Annotated in this window: 12 protein-coding genes; 6 read left to right on the top strand and 6 right to left on the bottom strand. The window is 71.5% G+C overall.

The genetic code is table 11. The features are described from left to right. Positions 1–47: 47 nt before the first annotated feature. Positions 48–1,574, bottom strand: a complete 1,527-nt coding sequence (locus I3F54_RS05160) for a S8 family serine peptidase (protein ID WP_240117398.1) — start codon at positions 1,572–1,574, stop codon at positions 48–50. A gap of 253 nt (positions 1,575–1,827) precedes the next feature. Here I3F54_RS05160 and I3F54_RS05155 point away from each other — a divergent pair, with 253 nt between their 5' ends. The 3 genes from I3F54_RS05155 (at position 1,828) to moaA (ending at position 5,037) form a co-directional block, all read left to right on the top strand. Further along, positions 1,828–2,184, top strand: a complete 357-nt coding sequence (locus tag I3F54_RS05155) for a DUF485 domain-containing protein (RefSeq protein ID WP_240117397.1) — start codon at positions 1,828–1,830, stop codon at positions 2,182–2,184. Continuing rightward, entirely contained in the window at positions 2,181–3,800 is a 1,620-nt protein-coding gene (locus I3F54_RS05150; protein ID WP_240117396.1) for a cation acetate symporter, read from the top strand. Before I3F54_RS05155 ends, I3F54_RS05150 begins: the two co-directional genes overlap by 4 nt. A 247-nt stretch (positions 3,801–4,047) precedes the next feature. After that, the gene (moaA, locus tag I3F54_RS05145) at positions 4,048–5,037 is read left to right on the top strand and encodes a GTP 3',8-cyclase MoaA (RefSeq protein WP_240117395.1); all 990 of its coding nucleotides are present in this window, start codon (positions 4,048–4,050) and stop codon (positions 5,035–5,037) included. A 73-nt stretch (positions 5,038–5,110) separates the two neighbouring features. On the opposite strand, the gene I3F54_RS05140 is transcribed toward moaA, so the two are convergent. Further along, on the bottom strand, positions 5,111–5,329 hold the full coding sequence (locus I3F54_RS05140) for a hypothetical protein (RefSeq protein ID WP_240117394.1): 219 nt from the start codon (positions 5,327–5,329) through the stop codon (positions 5,111–5,113). A gap of 191 nt (positions 5,330–5,520) precedes the next feature. After that, the gene (locus tag I3F54_RS05135; protein ID WP_240117393.1) at positions 5,521–5,898 is read right to left on the bottom strand and encodes a DUF3099 domain-containing protein; all 378 of its coding nucleotides are present in this window, start codon (positions 5,896–5,898) and stop codon (positions 5,521–5,523) included. Between the two features lie 247 nt (positions 5,899–6,145). Between I3F54_RS05135 and I3F54_RS05130 the strand changes: the two genes are divergently transcribed. Further along, entirely contained in the window at positions 6,146–6,424 is a 279-nt protein-coding gene (locus tag I3F54_RS05130; protein ID WP_240117392.1) for a GlsB/YeaQ/YmgE family stress response membrane protein, read from the top strand. 93 nt (positions 6,425–6,517) lie between these two features. Here I3F54_RS05130 and tyrS read toward each other — a convergent pair whose 3' ends face one another. The 3 genes from tyrS to I3F54_RS05115 all read right to left on the bottom strand — a co-directional run bounded on the left by tyrS (position 6,518) and on the right by I3F54_RS05115 (position 10,926). After that, positions 6,518–7,786, bottom strand: a complete 1,269-nt coding sequence (gene tyrS, locus I3F54_RS05125; RefSeq protein WP_240117391.1) for a tyrosine--tRNA ligase — start codon at positions 7,784–7,786, stop codon at positions 6,518–6,520. Between the two features lie 192 nt (positions 7,787–7,978). Further along, a complete protein-coding gene (locus I3F54_RS05120; protein WP_240117390.1) occupies positions 7,979–9,373 on the bottom strand; it encodes a metallopeptidase TldD-related protein in 1,395 nt (464 codons plus the stop codon). Further along, entirely contained in the window at positions 9,370–10,926 is a 1,557-nt protein-coding gene (locus I3F54_RS05115) for a TldD/PmbA family protein (RefSeq protein WP_240117389.1), read from the bottom strand. Before I3F54_RS05115 ends, I3F54_RS05120 begins: the two co-directional genes overlap by 4 nt. 266 nt (positions 10,927–11,192) lie before the next feature. Here I3F54_RS05115 and I3F54_RS05110 point away from each other — a divergent pair, with 266 nt between their 5' ends. Then, entirely contained in the window at positions 11,193–12,323 is a 1,131-nt protein-coding gene (locus tag I3F54_RS05110; RefSeq protein WP_240117388.1) for an SEC-C domain-containing protein, read from the top strand. A gap of 460 nt (positions 12,324–12,783) precedes the next feature. Next, positions 12,784–13,488 (top strand): 3-oxoacyl-[acyl-carrier-protein] reductase, encoded by a 705-nt coding sequence (fabG, locus tag I3F54_RS05105; RefSeq protein ID WP_240117387.1) that lies wholly within the window; start codon positions 12,784–12,786, stop codon positions 13,486–13,488. Position 13,489: the final 1 nt, after the last annotated feature.

Here is a 13,489-nt window from a genome sequence, read left to right as displayed (position 1 = left end):
CGTTCGCGATAGGAGCGGGTCGGGCGGGAAGTCCTGCGGCGCACGGGCTACTTGACCGCGCGCAGCGCGTTGACGACGCCGAACCCGTAGAAGCCGTTGACGCGCTTGCCACCCGCGCAGGTCGCGTCGACGACACCGTCGCCGTTCCCGTCGTACGGCTCGGTCGGGCAGCCGGGGTTGTCGGCCTGAACCTTGAGCAGCGCCCGCAGCAGCGCGGGGGTCGCGTGCGGGTGGGTGGACTTCAGCAGCGCCGCCACGCCGGCCACGTGCGGGGAGGCCATCGAGGTGCCCTGGAGGAAGCCGTACTCGTTGTTCGGCAGCGTCGACAGGATGCGGCCGTTGGCCGACGGGGTGTCCGGGATCTGGTACTTGTCGCCGCCCGGGCCCGCGACGTCGACGACACCGAGTCCGTAGCTGGAGTAGTACGACTTGGTGCCCTTGACACCCACCGCGCTCACCGTGACCACGCCCGGCAGCTGGGTCGGCACGTCGAAGCACTCGTGCGGGTCGACCGTGCGGGTCACGGAGGCCGAGTCGTCGGGGCTGGAGTCGTCCAGGAGGGCGTCCGAGTCGAGGTCGTCGTTGGAGTTGCCCGCCGAGGCGACGTTGAGCGTGCCCTTGCGCTGCGCGTACAGCTGCGCCCTGTTGACCGCGTCGACGATGGCCCGCTGGTCGGGGTCGTCCATGCAGTTGTACAGCCACGGGTCCACGTAGTAGCTGTTGTTCGTGATCTCGACGCCGTGGTCGGCGGCGAACATGAAGGCGCACACGACGCTCTCGGGGTAGAACAGCTGGGTCTCGTCCGGCTGCGCCACCGTGATGCTCGCGACCTTCACCCCGGGCGCGACGCCCGCCACACCGATGCCGTTGCGGGCCGCGGCTATCTCACCGGCGACATGCGTGCCGTGGTAGTGCTCGGCGTCCACCGGGCGCCAGGAGCCGTAGGTGGTGTCGGCCTTGCCGCTCACGCAGTTCGCCGACTGGGAGGGGGAGAAGTTCGGGGCGATGTCGGGGTGGGTGTCGTCGACGCCGGTGTCGATGACCGCGACGGTCACCTTCCGGCTGCCGGGGTTGATCGCGGCGGCCTTGTCCGCCCCGATCGCCCGCAGGTCCCACTGGTCGGCCTCCAGGGGCTCCTGACCGTCGGCCGCTTCCTGCGCGGCCTTCGCCGCCTGCGCGCCGGACAGGTACTCCACCGCACCCACGTCCGTGGTGCCCGCGGCCTTCAGGGGGGCGGTACGGGTCGCACCCGCCGACTGCACGCCGCGGACCGCGCGTATCTCCGTGCCGAAGTCCGGGTCGTCGGAATGGACGACGATGACGCCGATCCGGTCGTACGACGTCACGATGGTGCCGCCGTGTGCGACGACCGCTCTCTTCACCGACGCGATCGTGTGATGGCCGCCCTTGGTGTTGACGACGTACGCCAGGGTGCCGGCGTCGGCGGCCTCGGCGGCGCCGACCGTACGCGGCGCGGCCGACGCCGCCCCCGGCAGGAAGCCGAGCGAGGCGGTCAGGGCCAGCACGACGGGTACGGCGAGGGCCAGACGGCGCCGGGAAGGCAGATGAGCCATGGGGTCTCCACATCATCCGGAAACGAAACCTGCCCGAGACACAGGTGGTGCTCGGGCAGGTACATGACGGGTGGTGCAGGGCGAAGCTAACCCGCGATCTCCCCGGCCAGCAATGACCTTCCAGGACCGACTTCGGAAACAGCGTCCCTCCGTTGAACCCGTCCTCGCGTGGCGCCGTGACCTTGGACAGGGAAGGCGAGGACACTCGCTCCCGCCCACCGTCACAACCGCCCCCGCACCGCGAGGAGACTTCGTGGCCACCGAGACACCCCCGCCTTCACCCACCCCCGCCCGGCTGCCCTCGGCCGAGCAGTTCACCGAGGTCCAGGAGAGCGCGGAGTTCGGTGAACTGCGCCGCTCCTACCGCTCCTTCGCCTTCCCGCTCACCGTCGCCTTCATCGCCTGGTACCTGCTGTACGTCCTGCTGTCCAACTACGCCGGCGGCTTCATGGGCACCAGGCTGTTCGGCAACGTCAACGTGGCCCTCGTCCTCGGCCTCGCCCAGTTCCTCACCACCTTCCTCATCGCCTGGTGGTACGCGCGGCACGCCGCCGCCGAACTCGACCCCAGGGCAGCGGCCATCAAGTCCCGGATGGAGGGCGGCGCATGAGCCCCGAGATCACCCTGGCGGCCGGGGAGGCCAGTGAGCACCGCCCGCTGATCATCAGCCTGTTCGCGGTGTTCGTCCTCGCGACCCTCGTCATCACCGTGTGGGCCGGCCGGCAGACCAGGGACGCCGCCGACTTCTACGCCGGCGGACGGCAGTTCACCGGCTTCCAGAACGGCCTCGCCGTCTCCGGCGACTACATGTCGGCCGCGTCCTTCCTGGGAATCGCCGGAGCCATCGCCCTCTTCGGCTACGACGGCTTCCTGTACTCCATCGGCTTCCTTGTGGCCTGGCTGGTCGCCCTGCTGCTGGTCGCCGAGCCGCTGCGCAACTCCGGCCGCTACACCATGGGCGACGTGCTGGCCTACCGCATGCGGCAGCGGCCCGTCCGCACGGCGGCCGGCACCTCCACCATCGTCGTGTCGATCTTCTACCTGCTGGCGCAGATGGCCGGCGCCGGCGTGCTCGTCTCGCTGCTGCTCGGCGTCACCAGCGACGCCGGCAAGATCGGCACCGTCGCCCTGGTCGGCGTTCTGATGATCGTCTACGTCACGATCGGCGGCATGAAGGGCACCACCTGGGTGCAGATGGTCAAGGCCGTCCTGCTCATCGCGGGGGCCGTGCTGCTGACCTTCCTGGTGCTGCTGAAGTTCGACTTCAACGTCTCCGAACTGCTCGGCTCGGCCGCCGACAACAGCGGCAAGGGCGCCGCCTTCCTGGAGCCCGGCCTGAAGTACGGTGCCACCGGCACCACCAAGCTGGACTTCATCTCCCTGGGCATCGCCCTCGTCCTGGGCACCGCGGGCCTGCCGCACATCCTCATCCGCTTCTACACCGTGCCCACCGCCAAGGCGGCCCGGAAGTCCGTCATCTGGGCCATCGGCCTGATCGGCGCGTTCTACCTGATGACCCTCGCCCTCGGCTTCGGCGCCGCCGCACTGATCAGGCCGGACGAGATCATCGCCTCCAACAAGGCCGGCAACACCGCGGCCCCTCTGCTCGCCCTCCACCTCGGCGGCGTCGACTCCACCTGGGGAGCCGTCCTGCTCGCGACCATCTCCGCCGTCGCCTTCGCCACGATCCTCGCCGTCGTCGCCGGCCTCACCCTCGCCTCCTCGTCGTCCTTCGCCCACGACATCTACGCCAACGTCATCAAGAAGGGCGGGGCCACCGAGAAGCAGGAGGTGCGCGCGGCCCGCTGGGCGACCGTCGGCATCGGCGCGGTCTCCATCGTCCTCGGTGCCCTCGCCCGCGACCTCAACGTCGCCGGCCTGGTCGCCCTGGCCTTCGCGGTCGCCGCCTCCGCCAACCTGCCGACGCTCGTCTACAGCCTGTTCTGGAAGCGGTTCACCACCTCCGGAGCTCTGTGGTCGATCTACAGCGGCCTCGTCACCGCGGTCGGCCTGGTGCTGTTCTCACCGGTGGTGTCCGGCAAGCCGACCTCGATGTTCCCCGACGTGGACTTCCACTGGTTCCCGCTGAGCAACCCCGGCATCATCTCCATCCCGGTCGGCTTCCTGATGGGCATCGTCGGCACCCACCTGTCCAGGGAGGAGCCGGACACCGCCAAGTACGCCGAGCTGGAGGTCCGCTCCCTGACCGGCACCGGCGCCCACTAGGACGGGGTGCGCGAGCGGCGCCGACCCCCGAACGCGGGCCGGACCTTCGCAGCACCTCCCGCGGAGGCCGGCCCCGGCGGATCGTCCCGCGCCCGGGACGCGGCCGTGTCGTAGCTCCCTACGACACGGCCGCGTCCCACCTCGTGGGATCGGGTCTGCGCCGATGTCAGCCCTCTCGCGTAGGCTCGCAAGTGTGGGGTGCCGGAACACGCACGATCCACGAACCGCGACGAGGGAGGGGGCCCACGTGCTCATCGACACCTACGGCCGCGTGGCCACCGACCTGAGGGTCTCACTGACCGACCGGTGCAACCTGCGCTGCACCTACTGCATGCCCGAGGAGGGCCTGCAGTGGCTGGCCAAGCCCGACCTGCTCACGGACGACGAGATCGTCCGCCTCGTCGGCATCGCGGTGCGCACGCTCGGCATCACGGAGGTCCGCTTCACCGGCGGCGAGCCCCTGCTCCGCCCCGGCCTGGTCGGCATCGTCGAGCGGGTCGCCGCCCTCGACCCCCGGCCCCAGACGTCGCTGACCACCAACGGGATCGGGCTGCGGCGCACGGCGGCGGCCCTGAGAGCGGCCGGCCTGGACCGGGTCAACGTCTCCCTCGACACACTGCGCCCGGACGTCTTCCGGACCCTGACCCGCCGCGACCGCCACCAGGACGTCCTGGACGGCCTCTACGCCGCCCGCGAGGCCGGTCTGAACCCGGTGAAGGTCAACTCCGTCCTGATGCCCGGGCTGAACGAGGACGAAGCCCCCGACCTCCTGGCCTGGGCCGTCGAACACGACTACGAGCTGCGGTTCATCGAGCAGATGCCCCTCGACGCCCAGCACGGCTGGAAGCGCGACGGCATGATCACCGCCGGGGACATCCTCGCCCGTCTGCGCACCCGCTTCGAGCTGACCCCCGAGGGCGAGGAGAAGCGCGGCTCGGCCCCGGCCGAGCGCTGGCTGGTGGACGGCGGCCCGCACGTGGTCGGCGTCATCGCCTCCGTCACCCGCCCCTTCTGCGCGGCCTGCGACCGCACCCGGCTGACGGCCGACGGACAGATAAGGACCTGCCTGTTCGCCACCGAGGAGACCGACCTGCGGGCCGCCCTGCGTTCCGGTGCCCCCGACGAGGAGATCGCCCGCATCTGGCGGGTGGCCATGGGAGGGAAGAAGGCGGGCGCCGGCCTGGACGACCCGGCCTTCGTACAGCCCGAGCGGCCGATGTCGGCGATCGGCGGGTGAACGTCCCGCCCCGCCGTCCCACACCCTGGCCGGGTACCCGCCCGGGGCGCGGGCGGGTACCCGGCGGGTCGGCTCAGTCCCCCTGCCGGAGGTCCCAGTCCGCCAGCGTGACCACGTCCTTCAGGAATCCCCGCACCCCGAGGAACTGCGCGAGGTGCTCGCGGTGTTCCCCGCAGGCGAGCCACGTCTTGCGCCGCTCCGGCGTGTGGAGCTTGGGGTTGTTCCACGCCAGCACCCACACCGCGTCGGCACGGCAGCCCTTGGCGGAACACATCGGATTCTCGTCGGTCACAGGTCCGTCTCACAGAGAAGGGGCGCACAAAAGGCGACGCCGAGCAGCCACGGGGGGAGCTGCCCGGCGTCGGTCCGTCGCTCCGACGGGGGATGCGGAGCGCGTACGAAGTATGTCACGGGCACACCACCGCAGGGCAGCCGAACAGCATGATTGATTTGAGCTTTTCTTGAGCTGCGCGCACAGCCCGCTCATGGCCGGCGCTCAGGCGGCTCCTCGGCGGTGTCCTCCGGCCCCGGCCCCGCGGACCGTTCCTCTCCCGGCGCCGAGGCGATCGTCGGCCGCGTCGGCCCGGCGACGAACGTCGAGGGAAGCGACGGCGCGTTCTCCCGGCCGGCGTTGGCGATCACCACCGCGACGTACGGCAGCAGCGCGCCCAGCACCAGCGCCACGATCGCGACGGGCCGCTCCACGTTCCACAGGGACGCCGCGAGGATCACGGACACCGTGCGGATCGTCATGGAGATGACGTAGCGCCGCTGCCGGCCGCGCACGTCCTCCTGCAGGCCCGTCCGGGCACCCGTGATCCGGAACACCTCGGTGTTGCCGCCGCCGCGCAGCTTCCGCATCACACTCCACCATCCGCCCGCATCGGACTCCGCCCCGCTCTTACCCGGACCGCAGTCGGCCGAAAGGCACCCGACCGGGACATCTCCACGGTACGCCGCAGCTCGGCCGCCCAGGAGACCGGGGCCCCGACGGCCCGGGGGAACCGCCCACCGCCGTACCGCGTACGGCCGTACCCGGCAGGCGCCGTACCGCCTTCGGGCCGACACTCGTCACAGGTCCCGCGTCGTGCCGTACAAGGAGGCAGCCATGGGCTGGTTGTGGGCGATCATCGTCGGGTTCGTGCTGGGGATCATCGCCAAGCTGATCATCCCGGGCAAGCAGCACAGCCCCCTGTGGCTGACCACGATCTTCGGCATGCTGGGCGCCGTCGTCGGCAACGCGGTCGCCCGCGGACTGGGGGTCGCCGCGACGCGCGGCATCGACTGGAGCCGGCACTTCTTCCAACTGGTCGCCGCGATCATCATCGTCTACCTGGGCGACATGCTGTACACGGCGACCCTGGGCCGACGCAAACAGCAGGCCTGAGCAGCTCTGCGCCGAAGGGGCGGCCCCCGTACCACGGGAGACCGCCCCTTCGGGCGTGGAACCCGGGGCGAGCCGCCCCGCGCCCGCCACCCGTCAGCCGTCGACGACCTCGACCGCCGCCAGGTTCCTCTTGCCGCGGCGCAGCACCAGCCAGCGCCCGTGCAGCAGGTCCTCCTCGGCCCAGACGGCGTCCTCGGCGGTCACCTTCGCGTTGTTCACGTAGGCGCCGCCCTCCTTCACCGTCCGGCGTCCGGCCGACTTGCTGGGCACCAGGCCGACCTCCGCGAGCAGGTCCACCACCGGCGCGGGCCCGGTGACCTGGACGTGCGGCACCTCCGACAGAGCCGCCGACAGGGTCCGCTCGTCCAGCTCGGCCAGCTCCCCCTGACCGAAGAGGGCCCTGGACGCGGCGATCACGGCGGCCGTCTGGTCGGCACCGTGCACCAGGGTCGTCAGCTCCTCCGCCAGCGCGCGCTGGGCCGCCCGGGCCTGGGGACGCTCCTCGGTCTGCCGCTCCAGTTCCTCCAGCTCCGCGCGGGACCTGAAGGACAGGATCCGCATGTACCGCGAGATGTCCCGGTCGTCCACGTTCAGCCAGAACTGGTAGAACGCGTACGGCGTCGTCATCTCCGGGTCGAGCCACACCGCCCCGCCCTCGGTCTTGCCGAACTTGGTGCCGTCCGCCTTGGTCATCAGCGGCGTCGCCAGCGCGTGGACGGCGGCGTGCGGCTCCAGCCGGTGGATCAGGTCGAGGCCCGCCGTCAGGTTGCCCCACTGGTCGCTGCCGCCCTGCTGCAGCGTGCAGCCGTACCTCCGGTACAACTGCAGGAAGTCCATACCCTGGAGGATCTGGTAGCTGAACTCCGTGTAGCTGATGCCCTGGTCGGACTCCAGCCGCCGCGCCACCGAATCCTTCGTCAGCATCTTGTTGACGCGGAAGTGCTTGCCGATGTCGCGCAGGAACTCGATCGCCGACAGGCCCTGCGTCCAGTCCAGGTTGTTCACCATCACGGCCGCGTTCTCGCCCTCGAAGGACAGGAACGGCTCGATCTGACGGCGCAGCCTGTCGACCCAGCCGGCGACCGTGTCCGGGTCGTTCAGGGTCCGCTCCGCGGTCGGGCGCGGGTCACCGATCAGGCCCGTGGCCCCGCCGACCAGTGCCAGCGGCCGGTGGCCGGCCTGCTGGAGCCGCCGGACGGTGAGCACCTGCACCAGGTGCCCCACGTGCAGGGACGGCGCGGTCGGGTCGAAGCCGCAATAGAACGTCACGGGACCGTCCGCGAGTGCCTTGCGCAAGGCGTCCTCGTCGGTGGACAGGGCGAACAGGCCCCGCCACTTCAGCTCGTCGACGATGTCCGTCACGGTCGTATGTCTCCTTCAGGGATGCGAAAGGGTTTCCCAAGTCTAAGCAGGCCGGCCGAGGGCCCGCTGCGGGTCGGCGGCGCCGTCGAAGGGGCGCGGGGAACCGCGCGGCCGGCCACGACGGCGCCACGGACGGCCGGCCGCACATCGCGGGACTCTAGGTGGAGCACCCGGTGCCGCGCCCGGAGCGGCTCAGACGCCCTGGCTGACCGAACTCATGTTGAAGTCGGGCACCCGGAGCGCCGGCATCGCGGCCCGGGTGAACCAGTCGCTCCACTCGCGCGGCAACGTCTTCTCCGTGCGCCCCGCCTCGGTGGCCCGCCCCAGCACGCCGACCGGGGACTCGTTGAACCGGAAGTTGTTCACCGCGCCGGTCACCTCGCCGTTCTCCACCAGGTACACCCCGTCCCGGGTCAGCCCGGTGAGCAGCAGGGTCGCCGGGTCGACCTCGCGGATGTACCACAGGCAGGTGAGCAGCAGCCCCCGCTCGGTGCCCGCGACCATCTCCTCCAGGGAACGGTCGTCACCGCCGTCCAGGATCAGGTTGTCGATCGCCGGGGCCACCGGCAGCCCCGTCAGCGACGCGCTGTGCCGGGTGGCCGTCAGCCGGTTCAGCACGCCGGCGCTGATCCACTCGGTGGCCGGGGACGGCAGCCCGTTGTCGAACACCGACTGGTCCCCGCCGGAGGAGTGCGCGACCACGAACGGCGAACACTCCAGTCCCGGCTCGTCCGGGTCGCTGCGCAGGGTCAGCGGCAGCTCGGAGAGCCTCTCGCCGACGCGGGTGCCACCGCCCGGCCGGGAGAACACCGTCCGCCCCTCGGCAGCGTCCCGGCCCGACGCCGACCACAGCTGATAGATCAGCAGGTCCGCGACCGCGGTCGGCGGCAGCAGGGTCTCGTACCGCCCTGCGGGCAGGTCGACACGCCGCTGCGCCCAGTCCAGGCGCACGGCGAGTTCGGCGTCGAGGGCCGCCGGGTCGACGTCCTCGAAGTCGCGGGTGGAACGGCCCGCCCACGCCGAGCGGGAGCGGTCGGGGGACTTGGCGTTGAGCTCCAGCGTGCCGGTGGGCTGGTCGTGGCGCAGCCGCAGGCCCGTCGACGTCCCCAGGTAGGTCGACACCAGCTCGTGGTTGGCGAAGCCGTACAGTTCCCGGCCGCCGGCACGCGCGCGGGCGAAGGCCTCGCCGAGCGCCGGCGCGAAGTCGGCGAAGACGGCGGAGGAGGTCTCCGCGGGGGCCTCCGCGAAGTCCGGTGCGGCCGCTGTGCCGGTGACCAGCGGCTGCGCGTCCTCGGCGGGCCCGGCGCCGCGCGCGGCGGCCTCGGCGGCGCGTACCAGGGGCTCCAGTTCGTCCGCGGTCACGGCGGACCGGGAGACCACCCCGGAGGCGGTGCCCCTGCCGCCGTCGACGGTCGCGATCACGGTGAGCGTGCGCCCGCGGGTGACCCCGTTGGTGGTCAGCGCGTTGCCCGCCCAGCGCAGGTTGGCGGTGGAGTGCTCGTCGGCGATCACCACGCAGCCGTCGGCGGTGGACAGCTCCAGGGTCCGCTCGACGATCTCGTGCGGCTTGCTGGCGGGGGCGCTCATCGACCTGCCTCCTGCGTGGTGTTGAGGATGTTGACGCCGTTGAAGAGCGCCGAGGGGCAACCGTGGGAGACGGCGGCGACCTGGCCCGGCTGGGCCTTGCCACAGTTGAACGCGCCACCGAGGACGTACGTCTGCGGGCCGCCGACCGCGGTCATCGATCCCCAGAAGTCGGTGGTCGTCGCCTGGTACGCGACGTCCCGCAGCTGCCCGGTGATCCGCCCGTTCTCGATGCGGAAGAACCGCTGACCCGTAAATTGGAAGTTGTACCGCTGCATGTCGATGGACCAGGACCGGTCGCCCACGACGTAGATCCCACGGTCGACGGCCCCGATGAGGTCCTCCGTCGACATCCCGGCCGGATCCGGCTGCAACGACACGTTCGCCATACGCTGCACGGGCACATGGGCGGGGGAGTCGGCGAAGGCGCAGCCGTTGGACCGCTCGAACCCGGTCAGCTTCGCGATGCGGCGGTCGAGCTGGTAGCCGACCAGGACGCCGTCCCTGACCAGGTCCCATGACTGGGCCGCGACGCCCTCGTCGTCGTAGCCGACGGTCGCCAGGCCGTGCTCGGCGGTGCGGTCGCCGGTGACGTTCATCAGCTGCGAGCCGTACCTCAGCGTGCCGAGCCGGTCGAACGTGGCGAAGGACGTGCCCGCGTAGGCGGCCTCGTAGCCGAGGGCCCGGTCCAGCTCGGTGGCGTGCCCGACGGACTCGTGGATGGTCAGCCACAGGTTCGACGGGTCGACGACCAGGTCGTACAGCCCCGGCTCGACGCTCGGCGCCCGCATCTTCTCCGCGAGCAGCTCGGGGATCTCGGCCAGCTCCTTGTCCCAGTCCCAGCCGGTGCCCGTCAGGTACTCCCAGCCGCGCCCGGCGGGCGGTGCGAGGGTCCGCATGGAGTCGAACTCGCCGCTGGAGGCGTCGACCGACACCGCGTTCAGCGCCGGATGCAGCCGCACCCGCTGCTGCGTGGTCACGGTCCCCGCCGTGTCGGCGTAGAACTTGTTCTCGTGGACGGTGAGCAGCGAGGCGTCGACGTGGTCGACCCCGTCGGCATCCAGCAGCCGCCTGCTCCAATCCTCCAGCAGCGCCGCCTTCTCCTCGTCCGGCACGCTGAACGGATCGATCTCGTACGACGAGACCCACGTCCGGTCGGCATGCACCGGCTCGTCGGCCAGCTCGACCTTCCCCCACTGTTCCGAAGACGTGCCAGGTGCCCCCGCGTCCGCCCCGGCCGCCCTGATGACCTGGGCGGACAGCTTGGCCATGGCCACCGCCTGCGAGGCGACCCGGGCGGCCGCGTCCATCGTCAGATCCACCCCGGACGCGAAGCCCCACGCGCCCCCGTGCACCACCCGCACCGCGTAGCCGAGGTCGGTGGTGTCCGACGAGCCCGCGGGCTTGGCGTCCCGCAGCCGCCAGGACGCGCTGCGCACCCGCTCCAGCCGGAAGTCGGCGTGCTCGGCCCCGAGCGCCCGCGCGCGTGCGAGCGCGGCGTCGGCGAGGGCGCGTAGGGGGAATGCCAGGAACGACTGATCAACTTCATGGGGCACGGGTGGGGATCCCTTCGGCACTCGCCAGTGATGACCGTCGCAGGCAGTGAATCACGTCCCGCGGCGCGCCCTCGTACGGACAAGCACGCACGATCCCGTCCGCGGCAGCCTCGGCGCCGTCCGTCTCGGTCTCGCCGAAGGGCACCTCGTGTACGCGTCCGTCTGCGCCGCGCGCGCACGACCGCGGCCGGGTGAGACGTCATCCGCTCGGATGCCCCCGAGAGATCCCTCGGCGAACTCAACTGGCATGCCGCTACCGTGAGTCCATGTCCAACAAGCGCCGCACGACCGGTTCGGGCAACAAGTCCCGCAGGACCGGGAGCATCCCCGTCCCCCGTCAGCCCGCCCCCGCGCAGGAGGCCGAGGAGTACGAACGTCTCGTCGCCCGCTACCCGGAGGACCGGGAGGAACTCCTCACCGAGGCCGCCGGCGCGTGGTGTGTCGCGAAGGAGTACGACCGGGCGCTCGCCCTGTACGACCGCCTGCTCGACCCGGCGGACGGCGCCTGCGAGAGGCCGGACCTGGTGGACGCCCTCCGGATCGGGGCGCTGTGGGACGCCGGGCGTGAGGAGCGGGCCCGCGAGGCGGCTGCCGCGTTCCGCGGGCGGCACCCCCGTGACGCGGGCGCGTGGAACCTCGTCGGTGAGGCCTTCGAGTCGCACGGCGACGACGCGTCGGCGGCCGAGTGGTACACGGCCGGTGTCACACACGTGCTGGGCGCCGGAACCCCGGTCACGGCGGATGCGGTCGAGGTGTCTGCGGACCGCTTCGATCTGGAGATGATGGTCATCGGCCGCCACCGGGTGCGCCGACTGCTCGGCGCACCGCACGACGACTGGGACGACCTTGCCGACGACGTCCACCTGCGGCGTCAGGCCGGGTTGTCCGGCGAGGTGCGCCCGCTCGACGAGGCCCACGACCCGATCCGCCTGCGGCGGATACGGAACGGAGACTCCGAGCCCCTGAGCGCCGAGATCAAGGAACTCGTCGCCGCCCGGGAGGACGACAGGGCCGCACGCACCGGCATCCTGAAGACCTGCGTCCTGTACTGGCCGCCGGAGGAGTTCACGAAGCTTCTCCGGAGCTGGCCCGGCGCAGCGGAGGGGTACGGCGACGACCACGCCGGCCACCTGCGGCAGGTCGAGCGGACGCTGCGGGAACTGTCGGACCAGGGCGGTGTCCGTCTGGCCGTCGGCCGGGCGACGCTGAGCGGTCTGGAAGCGCATGCGCGCGCGGGCGGCGGGTCCCCCGGCACCTCGGCCACACGGTCCGCGTACGCGGCGGAACTGGCCCGCGGGGGAGAGGTGGCCGACTGGCCTCCACCGCGCAACGGCCCGTGCTGGTGCGGCTCGGAGCGCAAGTACAAGAAGTGCTGCGGGAGTCCCACGTTCGTGTGAAATGCCGGGGCAGCGCCGACCGTACAGCGGGACGTCCCAGGGAAGGGATGCCGGCGCGAAATGCCCGGGAAGTGAGGGAGCCGGCACCGGGTGGCGGTCGCCCGCGGGCCCTGGCGGACCTCGACCGGCGGGTGGCGGAGATCCTCGCCGGTGCGAGGTCCGCGACCTCGTGGCCCGCATCGGCGGCGGCTGCTTGCGGGGGGGGGGCGTACGACTGCCGGATGCCCTACGCGGCACGGGAAGGAGGCTTGCCCGCCCATGCTCCCGGAACGACGGACAGGGCTCGCCGGACAGGGGTCCACGCGGCGGGGCGACTGTGGCAACCCTACAGACAGCACCCCCTTCGCCTGTCGCCCCCGGCTTCGGCGCCCGATGCCGCGGACCGATAGGTTTCAGGGGAAACCGCCTGTCATCCAGTGCTCGGGCGGGTGTGCCAGACCGCTATCGAAAGGGTGATCCGTTGAGCCGCTCGGTTCTCGTCACCGGAGGCAACCGGGGCATCGGCCTCGCCATCGCCCGCGCTTTCGCCGACGCCGGCGACAAGGTCGCGATCACGTACCGCTCCGGGGAGCCGCCGGCCGGCTTCCTCTCGGTGAGGTGCGACATCACCGATCCCGAGCAGGTGGAGCAGGCCTACAAGGAGATCGAGGCCGAGCACGGCCCCGTCGAGGTCCTCGTCGCCAACGCCGGTGTCACCAAGGACCAGCTACTGATGCGCATGTCCGAGGAGGACTTCACCTCGGTCGTCGACACCAACCTCACCGGCACCTTCCGCGTCGTCAAGCGGGCCAACCGCGGCATGCTGCGCGCCAAGAAGGGCCGCGTCGTGCTGATCTCGTCGGTGGTCGGGCTGCTGGGCTCCGCGGGGCAGGCCAACTACGCCGCGTCCAAGGCCGGCCTCGTCGGCTTCGCGCGCTCCCTCGCCCGTGAACTGGGGTCGCGCAACATCACCTTCAACGTCGTCGCGCCCGGTTTCGTCGACACCGACATGACCAAGGTGCTCACCGAGGAGCAGCGCAAGGGCATCGTCGCGCAGGTGCCGCTCGGCCGCTACGCGCAGCCCGGGGAGATCGCCGCGGCGGTGCGGTTCCTCGCCTCGGACGACGCCTCGTACATCACTGGAGCCGTCATCCCTGTTGACGGCGGACTGGGAATGGGTCACTGAT

The sequence above is a fragment of the Streptomyces sp. MUM 2J genome (genome assembly GCF_022414535.1).
In the GTDB taxonomy this organism is placed as follows: Bacteria; Actinomycetota; Actinomycetes; order Streptomycetales; family Streptomycetaceae; genus Streptomyces.
Note: the sequence above shows the minus strand (reverse complement) of the source record. Positions and strands in the feature narration are given on the sequence as shown.